Raw genomic sequence first — 20302 nt, 5'->3', positions numbered from 1 at the left:
CCTCACGGGTGCCGTCACGACTGGTTGAGCCAGGATGCGTTGAGTTGCGCCAACGCATCGGGGGTCAGGCCCGACGCGCTCATCGGCGTATATTCCTGCTTCGGCGGCGAATCCGCCTCGGCCGCCGGCTCACCCGCTGCCGCGTCGACCGCCGCGGCCAGCTCGCCGATGGTCATGTACTCGAACACCATTCCCGGCGTGAAGGCCAGTCCCTGCGCGGTGGCCTGCGCCGACCATTTAATGGAGATGATGCTGTCACCGCCGAGCGCGAAGAAGTTGTCGTCGCGATCGAGACCGGTGACGTCGAGCAATTCCTCCAGCAAGGTGATGAGGATCCGCTCGGTTTCCACCGAGCCTGCGGTGGCCGGTTTCGATGGCGCAGCGATGGGCGGGGCCGGCGGGGCGAAAAGTTTCTCCAAATCATCCGTGGGAAGCAACTCCACGCTGGACACTGGACGGTCCGGCGCCGTCGCGAACGCATCGAGTGCTGCGTTCAGAGCGGCGGCGATAAGGGCAACCGTCGCAGGTTCGTAGAGATCGGCATTGGCGACGACGCGCACGTCGAGTTCACCGCCCGGCGTCACGCTCATGCCCACGTCCAGATCCAGTAGTGAGACCTCGAAGTCCATCGGAAGCGGTACGACCGTGGTGCCGCCGGTCTCGGTGAGAGGGCGCGGTATCAGCGCCCAGTCCTCTCCGCGAAAGTGGATCATGTTCTGAAACAGCGGGTTTCGGGACCGCGAGCGCGGTGGGTTGAGAGCCTCAACCAGACGTTCGATGGGCAGCTCTTGGTGTGCGAATGCGTCGAGCACCGTGTGGCGGCTACGGGTGAGCATGGTGCGCAGGCTTGGATCACCGGACAGATCGTCGCGCAGCACCACCACGTTGGCGAACAAGCCGATCAGATTAGCCGTGATCGGTTCGACACGGGACGCGACCGGACTGCCGAGCGGAATGTCCGTCCCTCCGCCGAGCTTGTGCAGCACTACCGCCAGGGCGGCCTGGTAAACCATGAACTCGCTGGCGACATTTTGCTCGGCAAGCTGTGTCAAGGACGCCCGGCGGGTGGCGGGCACGGTGAAAGTCACCACCTCCCCACGCTTTCCGAGCGCCGGCGGGCGGGAATAATCGTGGGCAACCGAGACCTCGTCGGGCAACCCAGCGAGGGCGTCACGCCAATACGCCAGCTCAGCCTGTCCCCATAGGGAAGCGAATGCATCTCGTTGCCACAGTGCGTAGTCCACGAACTGGATCGGCGATGTGGTCCACTGCGGCGCCTGCCCTTGGTGCCGCGCGCGGTAGGCGGTGACGAGGTCGTCAAAGAAGATCCCCAGAGAGGCGTGATCGCTGACGATGTGGTGAACGACCACCAATAGCACATGCGTATCCGTGCCCAGCGCCAACAGGGTGACCGTAATCAACGGCCCCGACTCGGGCGTAAACACGTGCCGGCGCAGCTGCGCCACCGCGTCATCGAAGCCGTCCGGGGTGACCTTCCGGACTTTTAGTTCCAACTGCAAGCTCGGGTGCACGATTTGATACGGAACGCCTTCGTGCTCATCGAAGTTCGTGCGCAGGGCCTCGTGGCGCTTAACGACGTCGTTGACCGCCTCGGTGAGGGCGACGATGTCCAGGGGACCGTCGAACCGAAGCGCAAAGGGCATGTTAAAGCCGTCCCCCGCCCCTTCCATCCGATACTGGAACCACGCGGCGAGCTGCGAGTAGGACAACGGGAGCCGCTCCGGGCGAACAGATTCGACGAGTTCTGGGCGGCTCGATTGCGACGCCGTCGTTGCGTCGTCGAAAGTGTCCTCGGCGTCCATCGCGTCAAGGTCGATATCGAACTCGGCACGGAACTGCTCGACCAGCGCAGCCGCCAATCCGGCCGGGGTGGGCGTATCGAACACGGCGCGAACGGTCAGCTCTATGCCGAATTCGGCACGGATCTGCGCGACCAGCCGAGCCGCCAGCAGGGAATGGCCACCCAGCCCGAAGAATGAGTCGTCAGCACCCACACGCTCCCAGCCGAACAGCTCGGCGAAAATCGAGCACATCCGGCGCTCGGTCTCGGTCGCCGGCTCACGGTAGCGGCGCACGGCGATAGGCGTAGGTGCGGGCAGTGCCCGTTTGTCCAGTTTGCCGCTCACAGTCAGCGGGATCTCATGGATAACCGCAAATGCGCTGGGCACCATGTATTCAGGCAGCGCCGAGGCGGCATGTGCGCGTATCTCATCGAGATCTGAGTCGGCGGAGAGGTGCTCATCAGCCGCTGGCACCAGGTACGCGGCCAGCATGGGCCCAGCCTCGGTGTCTTCCACGGATACGAGGCAGTGCCGCACCGCTGGATGCGCTGTGATCACGGACTCGACCTCACCGAGCTCGATGCGGAAGCCACGAATCTTGACCTGCTCGTCGGCTCGGCCGACGAATTCCAGGTCGCCAGAGATGTTGCGGCGGACCAGGTCTCCGGATCGATACAGCCTCATGCCGGGATTGAAAGGGTCGGCGATGAATCGCTGCGCGGTCAGCCCGGGACGACCGAGATACCCACGCGCCAACTGAATGCCACCGAGGTACAGCTCACCGACGACCTCCGCGGGCACCGGTTGCAACTGCTCGTCGAGCACATAGGCGTAGACGTTGCGGTTCGGCACGCCGATCGGCACCACACGCGCGCCCTGCGACCCCGCGACCCGCTTGTGTGTCGAGCACACGACGGCCTCGGTCGGGCCATAGTGATTGCGTAGCTCCGCGTCGAAGTAGCTGGCGAATTTGTCGGCCACCTCAGTGGGAAGCGCTTCTCCGCCCACCGGCACATGACGCAACTGCCGCCATTGGCTGGCCTGCGGCAGCATCAGCAGGGTGCTCAGCATGGAGGGCACCATGTGCAGCACGGTGACGCCGCGGCGATTGATCAGCTCGGCAACGTAATCGATGTCCCCGAAGGCCTCGGGCCTGGGCACGATCAGCTGTGCGCCAAGCGACAACGGGATGAAGATGTCTGCCAGTGAAGCATCGAAGCTCACCGACGACGATTGCAGCCACCGGTCTTCTCCGGTCACGCTCCACTCGGCAATGAAACCATCCACGTGCTCGGCGATCGCGCGGTGCGAGACAGCCACGCCCTTGGGCCGCCCGGTGGAACCGGACGTGTAGATGACGTAAGCCAAGTGGTCGGGACGCAACGGACGTAGCCGGTCGGCATCGGTGAGCACGGCGTCCGACAACTGTGCGGCGGCATCTTCGGCGGGGTCGAGTTCCCGCCGCCCGATAACCGTCTGGGGTCGGGCATCCGTGACGAGGTATTGGATGCGGTCGTCGGGATAGGCGGGGTCGATCGGCAGGTAGGCCGCACCGGCTTTCAGCACGGCGAGCAGCGCGACGATGAACTCTATCGACGTGGTCATGCGCAGCCCGATGACGTCCTCCGCACCGAAGCCTCGTCCGATAAGCCAGCGCGCCAAACGATTCGCGCGAGCATGCAGGTCGGCATAGGTCACTTCACCCGCGTCGGAAACGAGCGCGACCGCGTCGGGAGCGACGGCCGCGGCTGTTTCAAGCATCGCGACCATCGTGGTGGCCGGCGTGGCGACAACTTCCCCGTGCGACTGCGCCAGGACGGCTTCCCGCTCGCCGGCGCCGAGCAAGTCCAATTTGGTGAGGCGACGTTCGGGTTCGGCCAGGGCGTTGTTCAACAGCTGCAGATAATGGGTCAGCATCTGATCAACGAGTGCCGAGCTCAACACGTCGGTCTGGTGCTCGAGCTCGACCGATACTCCCTTTGGGTCGAGCACAACCGTCAAGGCCAACGGAAGCTGGGCGGCTACCGCGCCCAATTCGAGTTGTCCTACCGTGACACCGTCCAGTATCAATCCACTTGCGCTGTTGCGCATGCTGAAACCCAAGCGGACCAGCTGGTCCATGCCATCGTGCCCTATAGCCCGTTCCGGGTTGGCTTCGCGCACCACTCGATCGATGCCGACGGACTGATGGGCGAACCCGGCAAAACAGGTTTCGCGTACCGAGTCGACGAACGAGGTGAACGTGTCGTGCGGTCGAGCCACGATCCGCAGCAATAGCGTGTTGCCGAAGTACCCGATCGCCCCCTCGGCCGGGCCGCCGCGTCCGGTGACCGGCACGGAGATCAGAAAATCTGCTGCGCCGGTATAGCGGCGCAGCAGCACGCCAAAGGCCGCCAACAACACCATAAACGGTGAAGCGGAACGGTTTCGGGCAAAATCCTCGACCCTGCCGAACATGTCGTCGGGAAGGGCGCGAGTTCGACGTTCGGCCTGCCTGGACGGCTGCGCAGCACCCACACCGGGAAGCTCCAGCGGTTCCGGTGCCGGCCGCAAAGTGTCCGTCCAGTAGCCGATGTCGGCACTGGTGGGTTCCGCCTCGTTCCCAAGCACCGCGACCGAAACGAATTGCGGCGCGTGGCCGTTCAGTTGATGACCGTTATAGGCAGCGCTCAGCTCACCGAAGAAAACAGCCCAGGAGTCGTCATCCCAACAAATGTGGTGGACGACCAGGATCAGCACGAATTCGTCCGCGCCGGAGCGGATCAGGGTTGTCCGCAACGGACGATCCTCGGTGAGGTCAAATGGCCGGCCGAACTCATCTCGCGCCAACGCCTGGATCTGGCGCTCGCGCTCGGCCTCTGAGAGATGGGTCAAATCAACTGTTCGCCAACCGATCTCAACGTCATCGGAAAATACTTGATAAGGTTCACCCTCGCTATCCACCGCGTAGGTGGTACGCAAAACGGCGTGCCGGGCAACGACCTCATTGAGGGCTGCGTGTAAGCGCGCCTCTTCCAGAGCGCCCGTCAGCCGGTAGGCGACGCAGATGTTGAGCGTAACGTCGCTTGGGTCCATGGCCTGTAGAAACCACATCCGGCGCTGGCCGGGCGACAGCCGATAACGTTCTCCCGGACAGATCCGCACCAGTTCGACCGACTCCCGCGCCGCCAGACCGCGTTCGGCGATGCGCAAACGTAACAGTTCCAGGCGACGTTGCTCCAAAGTCTTGACGTCGTCGGCCATGGCTCGCCTCACTCCCGTTATTCAGTTCGCCGGATCGATCAGAGCATGGGACGTCCTACATCCCAGATCCGGAACCCGAACGACACGACACGCATCCACGATCCCTTCGTCGCCGGCACCGTACCGCGACTGCGGGCTTATGTTAGCCTTCGCTAAGTTACAGGGCTCGTGCGCCTGCCGCGGCGACGAGATCGGATTGCCCATTGCCCTATGTGCTCGTCGCGCACCACATGGGCCCGTTCGGTCGGGAGGTACACGGGTGCAGATGCTAGATCTGCAGCAATGCCGCGCCGCGGTTGATCATGAGGTGTTCGCGGGCGAATTCTCGCTGCGCCGGCTGGACCCCGACGGCGACCTCGACCTGATGCATTGCTGGATGAACGACCCCGAGGTGGCGCGATTCTGGAGGAAGCCGTGGTCCCGCGTCCGGATTGCGTCCTATCTGCAACAACAGCACTCCAGCGCGCACTCGGTTCCATACCTGGGTCTGTTGGATAGCTTTCCGATGAGTTATTGGGAGCTCTACCGCGCCGACCTTGATCCGCTGGCCGAGTACTACCCCGCCCGCGAGCACGACGCAGGCGTGCACATGCTGCTGGGTCCACCCGAGTGTCGCGGACGGCGGCTGGCGGTGGACCTGCTACGCACGGTCTCGTCATGGCAACTGGATGCGGATCCGCAAGCCGCCCGGGTGGTCGCCGAACCCGACGTTGACAATGTGCGGGTGCTCCGGGTGCTCGACCACGCGGGGTTTCAGCGCATCACGGAGCTCGACCTGCCGAACAAGCGCGCCGCCCTCATGATCCGTGACCGATAGGGCCGACCAGCGCCGCCCCGAACCCGGACGACGGGCCGGTGCCATCTCCCGAAGGCGAGGAGCTTATGTTAGCCTACGCTAAGTTAATGACGCATGCGGTGGTCGTGCCGCCGCGGACTCCTCGCGGCGCATACAGCGACACGAAGCGAAAGGTAGCGTTGCATGCCGCGCACACTGGGGTGGATCAGACAGTTCCACGAACCGGATTTGCCCGAAAGCGTTCCGTTGCTGGTTTTTCCGCATGCTGGGGCTGGCGCGTCGGCGTACCGCGAATTTTCGAAAGCACTGCGCACGACATTCAAGGTCATTATTTTCCAGTACCCGGGACGGCAGGACCGGGCGGCTGAAGCGTCGTTGCAATCACTCCCCGAGATCGCCGCTGGAGCGTTCGGCGAATTCTGGACGTCGGAGCACAATCGCGGGATCCCGATCGTCACGTTTGGGCACAGCATGGGTGCGTTGGTCGCGTTCGAGTTTGTCCGTATCGCCGAAGCCAGCGGAATCGATGTGCGCCAGTTGAACGTCTCCGCGGCGGTTGCCCCTTGCCGCGCAGCGGCCAAGCCACCGCATCCCAAGGATGACGAGGGGATCCTCAACCATCTGGCGGCGCTGGAGGGAACTAGCACCGATGTGTTCACCGACCGCGAAATCATGAGACGGGCGCTTCCGGTGATCAAAGCCGATTACAACGCTTTTGACGTTTACTCCTGCGCCGACGACATCAAGGTAGCGGCTCCGGTACACGCGATGGGCGGTGATCAGGACCCCTATATCACGATGGGCGATCTGTACGGATGGGGCAAACATACCGACACCCTCAAGGTCACGATGTTCGACGGCGGACACTTCTACCTGGAATCGCACATAGGCGCCGTCGCGGAGTTGTTGGCGTCTAGTGCGCACCGCGAGCAGACGGCGTGAGCAGCGACGACCCGATCGTCATTTCCGGAATGGCCGTCGAGGCGCCCGGGGGAATCGACAGTCCCGCAGCCTTGTGGTCCGCACTTGCCGAAGCCAGGGAACTGATTGCCCCCTTTCCGCGCGATCGCGGCTGGCCGATCGACGATCTCCTTTCGGTGTCCGAGCTAGACAGCTGGGGGCCGGTATTCGACGCGGGCGGATTCCTCGACGGCGCAACAACATTCGACCCGCCTTTCTTCGGTATCACGCATCGCGAGGCCCTCGTGATGCAGCCCCAGCAACGGGTGGCGATGCGCGTGGCGTGGAAGGCACTGGAGAATTCGGGGATAAACCCCGGTGCGCTGGACGGCGACGACGTCGGCTGTTTCGTCGGGATGTCCCCGATGGAGTACGGCCCGCGTGCAGCCGTAGCCGATGCCCACAGCGGGCATCGGATCGCCAGCCTAGGCCAGCTGGGGGCCGCCGGGCGTATCTCGCACTGCCTTGGACTGTCCGGGCCATCGATGTGTATCGATTCGGCGTGTGCGTCGTCGTTGACCGCACTACACCTGGCAGCCACGGCGGTGCGGACGGGCGAGTGCGAATGGGCGCTTGCCGGCGCGGCGTGCGTCATGGGGTCACCGGGAGCTTTCTACGAGTTCGCAAGGCTCAATGCGCTTTCCACTGACGGGCATTGCCGCGCCTACTCGGAGGACGCCAGCGGCACCGTGTGGGGGGAAGGCGCGGGGATGGTCGTTGTCGAATCTGAATCCCGCGCACGCCGACTGGGACACCGGATCTATGGACGCATCCTGGCCGTCCGCACCAACCACAACGGCAAAGGCAAGCCGATCCTCGTACCCCGGGTGCGCGCGCAAGAGCAGCTCATCCGCAAGACAATTGACGCGGCGGGGATCGATCCGGCCGAAGTCGGAATGATCGAAGGGCACGGCACCGCGACCCGCGCGGGCGACCCGGTGGAATTGCTGGCCCTTTTCAAGACCTACGGCGCGGCGGGATCCGAGGCGCGGCTGGGCTCGTTGAAGTCGAACGCCGGGCACGCGCAAGCGGCATCCGGAATCCTCGGACTGATCAAACTGTTACTCGCCGGCCAGCACGGTCAGATCCCACCAACGCTCTTCTCGGACAACCCCACCGAGACGGTGGACTGGGACCTGACAGGCCTGCGATTGGCGACAAAACTGCACCAGTGGGAGCCCATAGGCGACGTCCGCTACGGCGCGGTCTCATCGTTCGGCGCCGGTGGCGCCAACGCGCATGCGATCATCGCGATGCCCGCAAGTTCCCTGGAGTGAATAGTGGCACCTCTTACCTACCGGCTTCCGAACGACACCATTCCCGTCCTGTTATCGGCCGAAACCCGCGAATTACTACGGTATGAGGCTGTCGCCCTCCTTTCTTATGCCGCAGACCATCCCGAGGTGACACCCGACCGGATCGCCGAAATGCTGTTTCGGACGCGGATCGCGCGCCGGCACCAAGCCCTAGTCATGGTGAGCCAGCGCGACGAGTTGATCAGCGCCCTGCACGCGGTTATCGATGAATACGAACATCCTTCGTTGGTGCGCACCAATACACCCGCCAGCACCCGCCGGCTCGCCTACGTTTTTCCCGGGCAGGGAGGCCAACGACCGGGGATGGGGCGGCTCTTTTACGAATCGATACCGGCATTCCGAACCGAGGCAGATCGCTGTGCCGAGGCATTCCAGACGCAGTTCGGCGAGTCGCCGCTGAAATACCTTCTCGACGACAAATTTCCAGCCGAAGACAGTTCGGGCGTCGTCCAGCCCGCGTTGTTCACCCAGATGGCCGGCCTGGCCGCGATGTGGCGATCATTCGGCATTGCGCCCAACGTCACCATCGGGCACAGCCAAGGCGAGATCGCCGCAGCCTACGTATCCGGGATGACCACTTTGGCAGATGCCGCGCTCGTCGTCGGGCTCCGTGCACGTGCCGCCGACGAGTTCGCCTCCGGTGATTACGCCATGGCCGTTGTCGCCGCCGACCGTGACACCTGCGAGGACTTACTCGCACGTTGCTCGGGCTGGGCGCAGCTGTCGGTGGTGAATTCCCCGAGCATGGTGGGCATTTCAGGCGATCAAGAGACGGTGCAGGGCATCGTGGACACGTTGACCGAGCGCGGCACGTTCGCGCGCGTCATTCGCGTGCAGTATCCCGCGCACAGCAGCTTGATCCATGAGCTCGCCGCTTCGGTACGTGCGTCCATGCAGCGCCAACTGCAGAATGCGAAGTTCCTCGACACCGACATCGACTGCCTCGGAGGCACTCTCGGCGGCCCCATCATGCCTGAGCTGCCGGTCGACGAATATTGGTTCTGGAACCTGCGCAACACCGTTCGCTTCGACAAAGCGATTGCGACCGCGGTGCGGCACGGCATCGATACTTTCGTCGAACTAGCCGAACATCCGACGCTGCAGTTGGCGATTCACGAGAATCTCGCCCTCCAGGCGGACGAACGCGAGGCGGTGGTGGTCGGCACGTCGGAGCGAACCGCCACCGATTTGGGCGAGTTCACCCGCGGCCTCGCGCAGGTGGCAGTACACGACCTCGACTATTCGTGGGAGTGCTTGCGCACCGAATCTGACGGCCACGTCCGGCTGCCGTTACGCGATTTCCCCAACACCCGGATGAACGAGACGCGGCTGTGGCTGCCGTATAACGAGGTTCTGCCCGTGCGTGCCCGCCAATCATCCGCTGTCACACCCGTTGCCGCAGTGACTGATTCGGCGCGCAGCCGAGCCGCAGAAGCCATACCGGCTCGCCTTCTCGTCGAGGAGTGGGTTCGGCTGTCGCAACGCTCACTGATGCCGCCGCGCGCCCTCGGAATCGTGGATCACACCGGAGCCTGCGGGGACCTGGCCACCACCTTATGCGTCGTGGCCGAAGAAATCGGCGCCACGGCTCGCATGATCAACACCGAAAGCAGCGCCGCCAGCGGCGATCTTAATACGCTCGTCATCCTGGTTCCGCAATCGCCCGAACTGGACGACGCCGCCGCAGCAGCCGAGGTCGCGACATTCTTTGCCGACCGCAGCTGGTGGCCGGGGATACACGACGCGGTCACCGACTGCTGGCTCGTAACAGTCGGCGGTGAGACGGTTGTTGCAGACGATGCGCCGCCGGACCCGGTTCACGCGGCAGCCAGCGCAGGGTTTCGCAGCATAGGTGCCGACTATCCAGGCATTGGATTCCGACACCTCGATCTCCCGCGCGGAATGACGGCGTCAGACTCGACACACGCAATCCTCACGGCGCTGCACACGGCTGAAGAATCCGAGCTGGCATTCCGCAACGGCGGCCTCTACGCCAAGCGCATCGCCGAGAGCGACACCTCCGCCGGCGACTGCGACACAGCACCCCCTGAGCATGTGCTCATCATCGGGGGAACAGGAAATCTCGGGCTCGAATTCTGCGAGCACTTCGCGCACTGCGGCGCGCAGCGAATCACTTTGGTAAGCAGATCGGGCGAGACGGCTGCCGTCGCAGATCGACTGCAGCGCATTCGTTCGGCCGCAGCGACGCCGATCCATGTCACTAGGTGCGACGTGGGCGACCAAGCAGCGGTCTCGCGACTGGCTGCCGAAAACCAAAGCGTGCCTGCGGATCTGATCATCCATGCCGCCGTAGAGTATTCGGCTGTCGAATTCCTGGACATCACCACCGAGAAAGTCGACCAGGCATTACGCGCCAAAGTTGTTGGCATCTGCCGCATATTAGGGACGTTCCCCAGGACAGACAACTGTCGGGTAGTCCTATGCTCCTCGGCCAGGGCGACGATCGGCGGCCGGGGACAGGTCGTCTACGCGGCGGCCAATCGGATACTCGACGCTATGGCGCACCGACTCCGAGCCGAGGGTTTGGACTGCGTGTCCGTGCAGTGGGGACAGTGGACCGTCCATTTTGATCTCGATGACGCCAGCATGGCGCAGCTGGCCGCCATCGGCGTCGTCCCGATGTCTCCCGCCGACGCAATCGCTTTGGGAATGCGCCGACTTCCTGGAAATGCCATCGTCGCGGCATTCGACTTCACTCGCGCACGATCAGTCCTGGAGGTCTACGGCTACGGCCCGCTGTTGTCCCAGCTGACCTCGCCCGTCGCGGCAACTTCTATCGTCGAAGCTCCAGCCCCCGTCGAGGAGACAGGTCTACCCCGACGATTGGTAAACCTGCTAGCCGAAGCCATCGGTGTCGACCGCACCGAGACGATTGACACCACCGCCCCCATGGTCGCGATCGGCCTGGATTCCCTGCAGGCACTGGAGTTACGCCGCCGTGTGAAGGCCGAATTCAATCACGATCTAGAGGTCTCGGACCTTCTCGGAGGGGCATCCCTTGCAGACGTTCTGACGCAGTTGGGCGGGCCGCGAGCTGCACCTTGACCAGGAACTAATTCCTGTGCGTCGCGTCGATTCGGCCGCCGGACTGCATGCCGGCCCGATGCGACTCGAGAAATGGGCGCTTCGCTTCGCAGTGAGGCCGTCAACCAGCCGTTGGTGGTCCGTGCCATCTTTCGATCGGGGCAATATTTTCGGCGAAATGTGGTTATGCCAAATGAACCTTCGTCCCCGTGAGCTCGGCAGCGCGTTCGTTCGGGATGTTGACACTTGGACAGATACCCTATGGGGGTATATTGTTGATTGAAACGGCTTTCGACGTGAAAGGAGCCGACATGAGCACCGTCACAGTCAGGGTTGCGGGAATGACCTGCGCCCATTGCGCATCCTCAGTACATGATGAGGTCGGCAGCATCGCCGGCGTCACCGCAGTCGACGTCGATTTGTCAACTGGCAAGGTCACCGTGGAGAGCGACAACCCAGTCGACAACGACGCGCTCAAGGCCGCCGTCGAAGAGGCCGGATACCAGCTCGCCGGCTGAGGCAAACCCTCAACTGTGTGCGACCCCCGTCGAACGGTCCGCCGGCCCGCTAGCAGGCCGGGCCTCTAAAGGAGAGCAGTGTGCGTCCCGTCATCGAGACAACACCCATCGGCCACGTCGAGCTGCTGATCGACGGCATGACCTGCGCGTCGTGCGCGGCCCGAATTGAGAAGAAGCTCAACAAGCTTGACGGCGTCACCGCGACGGTCAACTACGCAACGGAAAGGGCCAGCGTGGCCTACGTCGGCGATGTCTCGCCCGATCAGCTGGTGGCCGCGGTCGAGGAGGCCGGCTACACGGCGGCGCTTCCCCAGCAGAAGGCGGCCGATGGTGACCCGAACGAGCAGCCCGACGGCGACCCCACGGCATCGCTACGGCAGCGGCTCCTGGTTTCGCTGGTGCTGACCGTGCCGGTGATCGTGATGGCAATGGTCCCCCCGCTGCAGTTCGCCAACTGGCAATGGCTGTCGCTGACGCTTGCTGCTCCAGTTGTGGTGTGGGGGGCGTGGCCGTTCCATCGGGCCGCGTGGGCCAACCTGCGCCACCGCACCGCGACGATGGACACGCTGATCTCGATGGGCACGCTCGCCGCGTTGGGCTGGTCAGTCTATGCGCTGTTCTGGGGCACTGCCGGAATGCCTGGCATGAGGCACGCCTTCGAGTTCACCGTCACGCGTACCGACGGTGCCGGGAACATCTATCTCGAGGCCGCCGCCGGTGTCACAACCTTCATCCTGGCTGGCCGGTTCTTCGAGGCCCGAGCCAAGCGGAGGGCCGGCGCCGCGCTGCGTGCGCTGCTCGGCCTCGGCGCCAAGGACGTCGCTGTGCGCAAAGGCGGTCTGGAGCAACGCATTCCGATCGAACAACTGGCAGTGGGCGACGAGTTTGTGGTGCGGCCGGGGGAGAAAATCGCCACCGACGGCGTCGTCGTCGAGGGCGCTTCGGCGGTGGACGCATCGATGCTGACCGGCGAATCGGTGCCGGTGGAGGTTCGGCCCGACGACCACCTCATCGGGGCCACCATCAACGTCGGCGGCCGACTCGTGGTGCGGGCCAACCGGATCGGCTCCGACACCCAACTGGCGCAGATGGCCAGGCTGGTCGAGGAGGCGCAAACCGGAAAGGCGAACGCGCAGCGGCTGGCCGACAAGATCTCGGCCATCTTCGTGCCGATCGTCATCGTGTTGTCGGTGGCGACGCTGGGATTGTGGATGGTCGTCGGCGGGTCGATCGGCGCGGCGTTCACGGCTGCCGTCGCAGTATTGATCATCGCCTGCCCCTGCGCACTGGGCCTGGCCACGCCGACCGCTCTGATGGTCGGCACCGGCCGCGGAGCCCAGCTCGGCATCCTCATCAAGGGTCCCGAGGTGCTGGAATCGACGCGACGCATCGACACCATCGTCCTCGACAAGACCGGCACGGTAACCACCGGCGCGATGGCCCTGATCGATGTGATCACCGACGACGGCGAACAGCCCGATCAGGTGCTCCGGGTCGCCGGCGCGCTGGAGGCTGCCTCCGAACATCCCATCGCCACCGCGATCGCAAAAGCGGCACGCGAGAAGCTCGGCGAGATTCCGGCCGTCGAGGAATTCACCAACCTCGAGGGGCTCGGTGTCCAAGGTGTGGTCGACGGCCACGCGGTGATGGTAGGCCGCGAACGACTGCTGGCGGACTGGTCGCAGCACCTGCCGGAGAAGCTCGCTGAGTCCATGCGGGCGGCCGCGTCGCAAGGTAAAACCGCCGTCGCAGTTGGCTGGGATGGCAGGCCACGTGGCGTGCTCGTGGTTGCCGACGCGGTCAAATCGACGTCGGCCGAGGCCATCAGCCAATTACGCGCGCTTGGATTGACACCGATCATGCTCACCGGCGACAACCAGGCCGCCGCTGACACAGTCGCCCGTCAGGTCGGCATCGACCGCGTGATCGCGGAGGTGCTGCCCCAGGACAAGGTCGATACCATCAAGCGGCTGCAGGCTGACGGCAAGGTGGTGGCCATGGTCGGCGACGGCGTCAACGACGCTGCCGCGCTGGCCCAGGCCGACCTCGGACTGGCGATGGGTACCGGCACCGATGTCGCCATCGAGGCCAGTGACCTGACTCTGGTCCGCGGCGACTTGCGCGCGGTTCCCGACGCAATCCGGCTGTCGCGCAAGACGCTGGCCACGATCAAGGGAAACCTGTTCTGGGCCTTCGCCTACAACGTCGCCGCGCTGCCGCTCGCCGCCGCCGGGCTGCTCAACCCGATGCTGGCCGGCGCCGCGATGGCGCTCTCGTCGGGGTTCGTCGTCAGTAATAGCTTGCGGCTCCGTCGGTTTCAGCCGGGTATCCGGTGATCCCTCGAGCGTCTTGACAGTTACAGCGAGGCCAGGAGCTTCTGCATGGTGTCGATTTCCTGCTGCTGGCTGGCGACGATCGAGCGGGCCATCGCCGTCGCCGCAGGATATCCGCCGGAATTGACCTCGTCCTGGGCCATGGCGATCGCGCCCCGATGATGTTGGATCATCTGCGTCAAGAACAGCTTGCTGGCCTCCACGCCTTGGGCGTTCTTTAGCGCGGCAATGTCCTCGTCGGACATCCCGCTCATACCCGGCATGGTGCTCTGAGTGGGCATCATGCTCTGGCTGGGCATCATCGTCTGGCTCGGCGTCCCCCACTGGCCCAACCAAGTCTGCATCTGTTCAATCTCGGGCCCTTGAGCTGCCTTGATCTGATTCGCCAGATCCACGACACGGGAATCGATCCCTTGCTTACCCAACACGATGTCGCTCATCTCAATGGCCTGCTGATGATGCGGAATCATGTGCTGCGCGAACACGACATCAGCCTGCTTATGGCCGTCGGGGGCCGACGCTGAAGTCGGTGCGCCCTTTGTGGGGCCAGCCTGGTCATTGCCGGAGTTACTACATGCGCCGACGCCGACCAGCGCCGCCAACGCCGCGACAGCCGCCGCCAGAGTCCTGATTCTCATCACAACAAGCCCTTTCCTCCGTTTTCGCGGCCGCCCCCCGGCGCTCTGGCGATGCGCTGACTTGTCGACCGCTGCACGACAGCTACAAGTCTGCCCGCAGCCGCTTTGGCTCAATCAGGCGCTTCGACGAAATTCGATAAAGACCGTATCCGGTCGACGATGCTCCTGAGGAACGGTCGTATTGCTACAGCATCCCGATAGAACCAGTTGACCGGCATACACCGAATCGCGGCGGCGGACGGCATTCTCGTTCAGCGAATGAATCCGGCTGTACCGCCAAGGGCAGTGCAGGGGCATCAACACCTCACAACCCATCATGGCTGTGCGGCGACTGACGGCGGCTGAACGCGATTTCTCGGACCAGGCGCCAAACCCTTTGTGAGTTCTTGCGTCATGTGCAAGTTAATCTGTATTTCGCTCTGTTCGTTGACGTGGGAGCGCTTGCAAACGTGTGAGGCCGTCCCCTCAGCAGTCGGGACCGTCTCATTAGGTCGCCTTCCTTCGTGGTACCGGCACTGCCCGAAGGATCGCGATTTGTTTGCTGCTCGGCTGGCTACCCCCATACGACGCGCACCGGAGCCGTCGATGCCCTCGCGGCCATGAAAGCGATCGGAGGAGAACGTGGACTTCGCAGTACTACCGCCGGAGGTTAACTCCGCGCGGATGTACGCCGGTCCGGGCTCGGGACCAATGCTGGCCGCCGCCATGGCCTGGGACGAATTGGCCGCCGCGCTGCAGTCGACGGCGGACTCCTACCAGGCGGAGATCACCGCCCTGACCTCCGGCCCGTGGGTCGGCCCGTCGGCTGCGGCCATGACCGCGGCGATCGCCCCCTATCTGGAGTGGATGCGGACCACCGGCGCCCAGGCCGAAGAAACCGCCACCAAGGCCCGGGCCGCGGCCTTCGCCTACGAGACGGCCTTTGCCGAGACGGTGCCACCCCCGGTCATCACGGCGAACCGCACCCTGCTGGCGTCCCTCGTCGCGACCAACTTCCTCGGGCAGAACACGCCGGCGATCGCCACGACCGAGACCGAGTATGCCGAGATGTGGGCGCGTGACACCGCGGCGATGTTCGGCTACGCGGGTTCTACGGCGTCGGCGACCAGGCTGACGCCGTTTGTCGAGCCGGATCAGACCACCACCTCCGGTGCCGATCAATCCGGAGCCGTGGCACAGGCCACCGGCACCGCCGCCGGGAGCGCACGCAATGCCGTTGGACAGCAATCGCTCTCGGCGGTACCCAACATGCTGAGCAGAGCTGCAGTGGGACCAACTGCCGTCGACCCGTCGGTGACGGACGTGCTGGGCGTGGAGAGCGATCTGATCACGGTCTTTCTCAACGGGCCCGCCAGCGTCGCTGGACTCGGCACGGTAACACCCTTCGGTACGACGACTCTTCCCTTCAACATTGCCGGCGCGCTAACCGGTTTCCACACCGATGACATCGTCAGCGGCTGGGCCGGTGTGCAGTCCTGGCCGGGGGCGGGCGCGGTGCCGCCATCGCCATTCCCGGTCATCACGAACCCGGCGGGCGGGTTTGGAACTCTGGCGTCAGCGGGGCTCGGTGAGGCCAACACCGTCGGCGGCCTGTCGGTACCGCCCGGGTGGACAGCCGCCGCCCCGGCGATACGACCGGCCGCCTTGGCGTTGCCGGCGACCAGCGCCGGCGCCGCCGCCGAAGCCGCTGCCGCGGCCGCCCCCAGCGGCACCGGGAGCCTGTTCGGCGAGATGGCGGTGGCGAGCATGGCCGGGCGCGCGATGGCCGGCACGAGCGCGTTGGGTCGGGAGCGAAGCCGGGCCGAGACGGCGAAATCCCCGCGCGACCCGAACAAGAAGGACAAGACAAACGCCCCGCAGGTTTCGCCGGTCGGAGCGATCAACATCGCTGCCGAGCTCCGCGAGCTGGCGTCGCTGCGTGCCGCCGGAATCCTCACGCAGCAAGAATTCGACGAACAGAGAATGCGCCTGCTGCCAACATGATCCAGGCCCATGCCATGTGTTCGTTACCCGGCGCTTAATGCCTCGCGAAGGGTTGAGCGACGTGTGCTTGCGTCATGCGGGTGCGACGGCGCTCGCGGATTGCTGCGTCGTGTGAGCTCCACCTGGCAGCGGTTGTATGCATGCGTGCAGCGTTCAAGAGCGAACAAGTCGTGCGATTGCGGCGGAGGCTTCGGCCAATTTCGCGTGGGCCTGGTCGCCGCCCTCCGCGGCGGCGCGGGTCAGGCAGTGGTCAAGGTGCTCGTCGAGCAGATTCAGCGCGACTGACCGTAAGGCGCTGCTGGCGGCGCTGATCTGGGTGAGGACGTCGATGCAATACTTGTCGTCCTCGATCATCTTCGCGATGCCGCGGACTTGGCCCTCGATGCGGCGCAGTCGCTTGGCGTAATTGTCCTTCTGCGCCGAATATCCGAGTGGGGTTGTCATCTATCCTCCCAGCGTCTTGGTCATCGGGGGACCTGCGCCTACTGCGTGGCGAAGAGGGTCAGCCATCGCAATGGCGTCGGTGTCGTGGAAGCGGTGCCAGGATCGCGGAAATCCGAGTGCTGATGGGCCTCATTATGGCACGTACCGTGCCGTATCGCGCCCAACGGGTAATCACCCATTAGAGGGCCCAACCAGACCGGTGGCCGAGTTCAGGCTCGTGTAGGCCCGCACGTCAGGCAACGGGCCGTCAGCCGTATGGCAAGACTGACCCTCTCGACACTGCGTGTATCGACACACGAAGCTGGAAGCCGCATTACCCTTTGCGGGTATGGGGTACACACCGTATCGTCGGTGTTGTGGACTTTCCCCTACCTACGTTCGGACGTTTGGCCGACCCCCACGGGCGGCTGATGGGGTATCGATCACGGACTGATCTCGGCCGGGTGTCGACTCATTTTGGAGCGCGGATGGCCACGACCAGCGGTGCTACGGTCGGGGTGTTATGAGATTGGCCAGCGCTAGCGGAACGCCACGGCTGCGGTATGTGGTGGCGGTGGGGGCTGCGGCGTGGTTGGCGATGTGGGGGGTCCTGATCGGCGCCCACAGCATCATGGGGCGTTCGCAGTCTTCGCTAGCCCATCCGGCCCACGCGTTGGTGGCTTCGCTGGGTGGTGAGTTCACCGTTGATGTCGATCATCCGCATGTGAGCAAGGGTTCTGCGGGCGGACATCATGAGCAGTTCACCACGGCGGTGCTGCCGCGCTCGGGCGCGGTGGCGGCTGCGTTAATCGCGTTGGGTGCGGTGGCCGCCGTGGCGCTGACCGGTGGGCTGGCCCGGTTTGGGGTGCCCGCCGGGCGCGGCCCGCCCCATACCCCGGCTTTGTCTGTTACCGGTCAAGACGTCTTGACCCGGTTCTGCTTGTCTCGTCGCTGACTGGTCAGCGCCAGGTCGTTTCTGCCCTTTAGTGGCAGCGGCCGGCGACCGCTGACCCCTGTCACCATGTGCCGCGCACCGGTATTCGCGGCTCCCGTGTGAAAGCGACGAATTCCATGGCTGAAATTCTTCCCTTCGACAACACTTGCGTTCACCCCATCGCGGCCCTGAAGGTTGTTGAGCCGCGCGACTGCGCACCACCCGCCCCCGCCACTTCCCGGCGACCCGCCGCCCTGGTGGGTAACACACCGGTGCTGCGCATTGAGGCGCCGTTGACCCCACCCGATCGCGGGTTTTGGGCCAAGCTAGAAGGGTTCAACCCCGGCGGCAGCATGAAAGACCGCCCGGCCCTGCACATGGTCGAAGCCGCCCGCGCCCGCGGCGAATTAGCTCCCGGAGCGCGCATCGTCGAATCCACCAGCGGCAGCCTCGGATTAGGCCTAGCGCTGGCCGGCCAAGCCTACGGGCACCCGGTCACCGTAGTCACCGACACCGGCATGGAACCCATCGTGCGCCACATGCTGGCCGCCTACGGCGCCCAGGTCGACCTGGTCACCGAACCCCACCCCATCGGCGGCTGGCAACAAGCCCGCAAAGACCGCGTCGCCCAAGTTCTGGCCGACCACCCCGGCTCCTGGTGCCCCGACCAATACAGCAACCCCGACAACATCACCGGCTACCGGTCGTTGGCGTTGGAGCTGCTCGATCAACTCGGCAACGTCGACGTGCTGGTCTGCTCGGTAGGCACCGGCGGACACTCCGCCGGCGTGGCGCGGGTACTGCGCCAATTCAACCCCGACATGAAACTGATCGGAGTCGACACCATCGGCTCGACCATCTTCGGCCAACCCGCCACCACCCGGCTCATGCGCGGCCTGGGCTCCAGCATCCATCCCGCCAACATCGACTACCACGCCTTCAACGAAGTCCACTGGGTCGCCCCCCACGAAGCCGTCTGGGCCGCACGCACTTTGGCGGCCAGCAACTTCGCCAGCGGCGGCTGGAGCGTCGGCGCCGTCGCCCTGGTCGCCGGCTGGGCCGCACGCACCTATCCCAAAGACACCCGCATCGCCGCCGTCTTCCCCGACGGACCCCAACGCTACTTCGACACCATCTACAACGACCACTACTGCCACCAACACCAGCTCCTGGACTGGCAAACCACCCCCCAACCCACCACCCTCACCGACCCCAACCAACACGTCATCACCTCCTGGACCCGCACCACCACCATCACCAACCCCACACTGCTGCGCGGGGCAATACCGATCCGAAAGGCGGCTGCGGGGATGCAGGGAGGAAATGGCTCAGTCGACGTGAAAATTCCTGCATAGACGCGCTGCAAGTATTGTGCGCAGCAGACTTCCCATTCATCACTGCGGCTGGATCAAAATACGAGAGGACGGAATACAGTAATGGTTTCTGCAGCAACAGGCAGCCGACCGGTACAGCAGATTCTGGACCGCGAGGACGTGGGATTGCGCGTGCTAACACGCAGCGATATCGCCGACATTGCGATCAGTCCCACTGAGGTAATGGAACTGGTCAAGGGCGCTTATCTGCGAGTGGCCGAAGGTTCTTCCCGGGCGCCGGCAAAAATCATGATGCGCTCGCCGTACCGGGATTCGGCCGCCTATGCGATGCCCGGCTATGACGGCGGTTCACAAATCACGGCGTTTAAAGACTATTATATGCAAAACGACGACGGGAAAAAAGAATACATCACCATCACGCTCTACGACGATAAAGCGGGTTTGCCAATAGCATTGATGGACTGCTTCCGAGTGACCGCGCTACGAACTGCCGCCAACACCGCGCTGATCGCGGGCGCATGCGCACCGCCCGGGGCCCGCACCGCGCTGGTGACCGGTTCGGGCGCCCAAGGCCGATACACCTTCCCGTACCTGCTGACTGCTCTGCCGGACTTGGATCGGCTCCTGCTGTTCGGCACCCATCCCGATGGCATCGCCGCCGTGCGCGCGCATGTCCGCGAGCAATACCCCGACCGAGACATCGAAATCGTCACCGACCCCGAGAAAGCCGCCAGCGAAGCCGACGTTCTAGTTGCCACCTCGGCTGGGCCGGCCACCGAGGTCAAGTTCCGCACCAGCTGGCTTAAGCCTGGGGCGCTGTTCGTCTCGGTCAACGGGACCGGCGTGCACTCGTCCTCGCTGCGCGACGCCGACTACGCCGTGGCGACGAGCGCGGGCCAACTGGCGGTCACGGGCACCCGCTTCGCCGACGAGAACGGCTCGTTACGCTTGGACACCGAGCTGCCCGACATCCTCGC

At 64.5% G+C, this 20302-nt stretch carries 13 protein-coding genes; 10 read left to right on the top strand and 3 right to left on the bottom strand.

Features of this window, described 5'->3' with window-relative positions:
* Window positions 1-14: 14 nt before the first annotated feature.
* Window positions 15-5045, bottom strand: a complete 5031-nt coding sequence (locus NF20_RS06230; RefSeq protein WP_014711833.1) for a non-ribosomal peptide synthetase — start codon at window positions 5043-5045, stop codon at window positions 15-17.
* A 259-nt stretch (window positions 5046-5304) separates the two neighbouring features.
* Between NF20_RS06230 and NF20_RS06225 the strand changes: the two genes are divergently transcribed.
* The 6 genes from NF20_RS06225 (at window position 5305) to NF20_RS06200 (ending at window position 14016) form a co-directional block, all read left to right on the top strand.
* Window positions 5305-5862, top strand: coding sequence for a GNAT family N-acetyltransferase (locus NF20_RS06225; protein WP_014711834.1), 558 nt, complete (start codon window positions 5305-5307; stop codon window positions 5860-5862).
* A gap of 162 nt (window positions 5863-6024) precedes the next feature.
* Window positions 6025-6783 (top strand): thioesterase II family protein, encoded by a 759-nt coding sequence (locus tag NF20_RS06220; protein ID WP_014711835.1) that lies wholly within the window; start codon window positions 6025-6027, stop codon window positions 6781-6783.
* Window positions 6780-8078 (top strand): polyketide synthase, encoded by a 1299-nt coding sequence (locus NF20_RS06215; protein ID WP_014711836.1) that lies wholly within the window; start codon window positions 6780-6782, stop codon window positions 8076-8078. The genes NF20_RS06220 and NF20_RS06215 overlap by 4 nt, the downstream gene beginning before the upstream one ends.
* Before the next feature lie 3 nt (window positions 8079-8081).
* Complete coding sequence (gene nbtC / locus NF20_RS06210; protein WP_020822736.1) at window positions 8082-11183, top strand: nocobactin polyketide synthase NbtC; 3102 nt, start codon at window positions 8082-8084, stop codon at window positions 11181-11183.
* A 290-nt stretch (window positions 11184-11473) separates the two neighbouring features.
* Window positions 11474-11680, top strand: coding sequence for a heavy-metal-associated domain-containing protein (locus tag NF20_RS06205; RefSeq protein WP_014711838.1), 207 nt, complete (start codon window positions 11474-11476; stop codon window positions 11678-11680).
* A 137-nt stretch (window positions 11681-11817) separates the two neighbouring features.
* Window positions 11818-14016: a heavy metal translocating P-type ATPase gene (locus NF20_RS06200; RefSeq protein ID WP_231504893.1), complete on the top strand. Its 2199-nt coding sequence runs from the start codon at window positions 11818-11820 to the stop codon at window positions 14014-14016.
* A 20-nt stretch (window positions 14017-14036) separates the two neighbouring features.
* Here NF20_RS06200 and NF20_RS06195 read toward each other — a convergent pair whose 3' ends face one another.
* Window positions 14037-14651, bottom strand: a complete 615-nt coding sequence (locus tag NF20_RS06195) for a DUF305 domain-containing protein (protein WP_033712897.1) — start codon at window positions 14649-14651, stop codon at window positions 14037-14039.
* Between the two features lie 621 nt (window positions 14652-15272).
* Here NF20_RS06195 and NF20_RS06190 point away from each other — a divergent pair.
* The gene (locus NF20_RS06190; protein ID WP_033712898.1) at window positions 15273-16634 is read left to right on the top strand and encodes a PPE family protein, SVP subgroup; all 1362 of its coding nucleotides are present in this window, start codon (window positions 15273-15275) and stop codon (window positions 16632-16634) included.
* Window positions 16635-16787: 153 nt separating this feature from the next.
* Here the strand turns inward: NF20_RS06190 and NF20_RS06185 are convergent, their stop codons facing one another.
* Entirely contained in the window at window positions 16788-17078 is a 291-nt protein-coding gene (locus NF20_RS06185; protein WP_008257501.1) for a metal-sensitive transcriptional regulator, read from the bottom strand.
* A 547-nt stretch (window positions 17079-17625) separates the two neighbouring features.
* On the opposite strand from NF20_RS06185, the gene NF20_RS06180 reads away from it, so the two are divergent.
* The 3 genes from NF20_RS06180 to NF20_RS06170 form a co-directional block, all read left to right on the top strand.
* Entirely contained in the window at window positions 17626-18012 is a 387-nt protein-coding gene (locus tag NF20_RS06180; protein ID WP_033712899.1) for a hypothetical protein, read from the top strand.
* Window positions 18013-18128: 116 nt separating this feature from the next.
* The gene (locus NF20_RS06175) at window positions 18129-19346 is read left to right on the top strand and encodes a PLP-dependent cysteine synthase family protein (protein WP_231504778.1); all 1218 of its coding nucleotides are present in this window, start codon (window positions 18129-18131) and stop codon (window positions 19344-19346) included.
* Window positions 19347-19427: 81 nt separating this feature from the next.
* A partial coding sequence (locus NF20_RS06170) for an ornithine cyclodeaminase (RefSeq protein WP_050594171.1) occupies window positions 19428-20302 on the top strand: 875 nt, incomplete at its 3' end.

Source organism: Mycobacterium sp. MAC_080597_8934, assembly GCF_000523975.1.
Classification (GTDB): domain Bacteria; phylum Actinomycetota; class Actinomycetes; order Mycobacteriales; family Mycobacteriaceae; genus Mycobacterium; species Mycobacterium avium.
Note: the sequence above shows the minus strand (reverse complement) of the source record. Positions and strands in the feature narration are given on the sequence as shown.

What these genes read in the sequence shown, in the direction of transcription:
- NF20_RS06230 (WP_014711833.1), bottom strand. Translation starts at nt 5,045, where the DNA reads ATGGCCGACGACGTCAAGACTTTGGAGCAACGTCGCCTGGAACTGTTA.
- NF20_RS06220 (WP_014711835.1), top strand. Translation starts at nt 6,025, where the DNA reads ATGCCGCGCACACTGGGGTGGATCAGACAGTTCCACGAACCGGATTTG.
- NF20_RS06205 (WP_014711838.1), top strand. Translation starts at nt 11,474, where the DNA reads ATGAGCACCGTCACAGTCAGGGTTGCGGGAATGACCTGCGCCCATTGC.
- NF20_RS06200 (WP_231504893.1), top strand. Translation starts at nt 11,818, where the DNA reads ATGACCTGCGCGTCGTGCGCGGCCCGAATTGAGAAGAAGCTCAACAAG.
- NF20_RS06195 (WP_033712897.1), bottom strand. Translation starts at nt 14,651, where the DNA reads ATGAGAATCAGGACTCTGGCGGCGGCTGTCGCGGCGTTGGCGGCGCTG.
- NF20_RS06185 (WP_008257501.1), bottom strand. Translation starts at nt 17,078, where the DNA reads ATGACAACCCCACTCGGATATTCGGCGCAGAAGGACAATTACGCCAAG.
- NF20_RS06175 (WP_231504778.1), top strand. Translation starts at nt 18,129, where the DNA reads ATGGCTGAAATTCTTCCCTTCGACAACACTTGCGTTCACCCCATCGCG.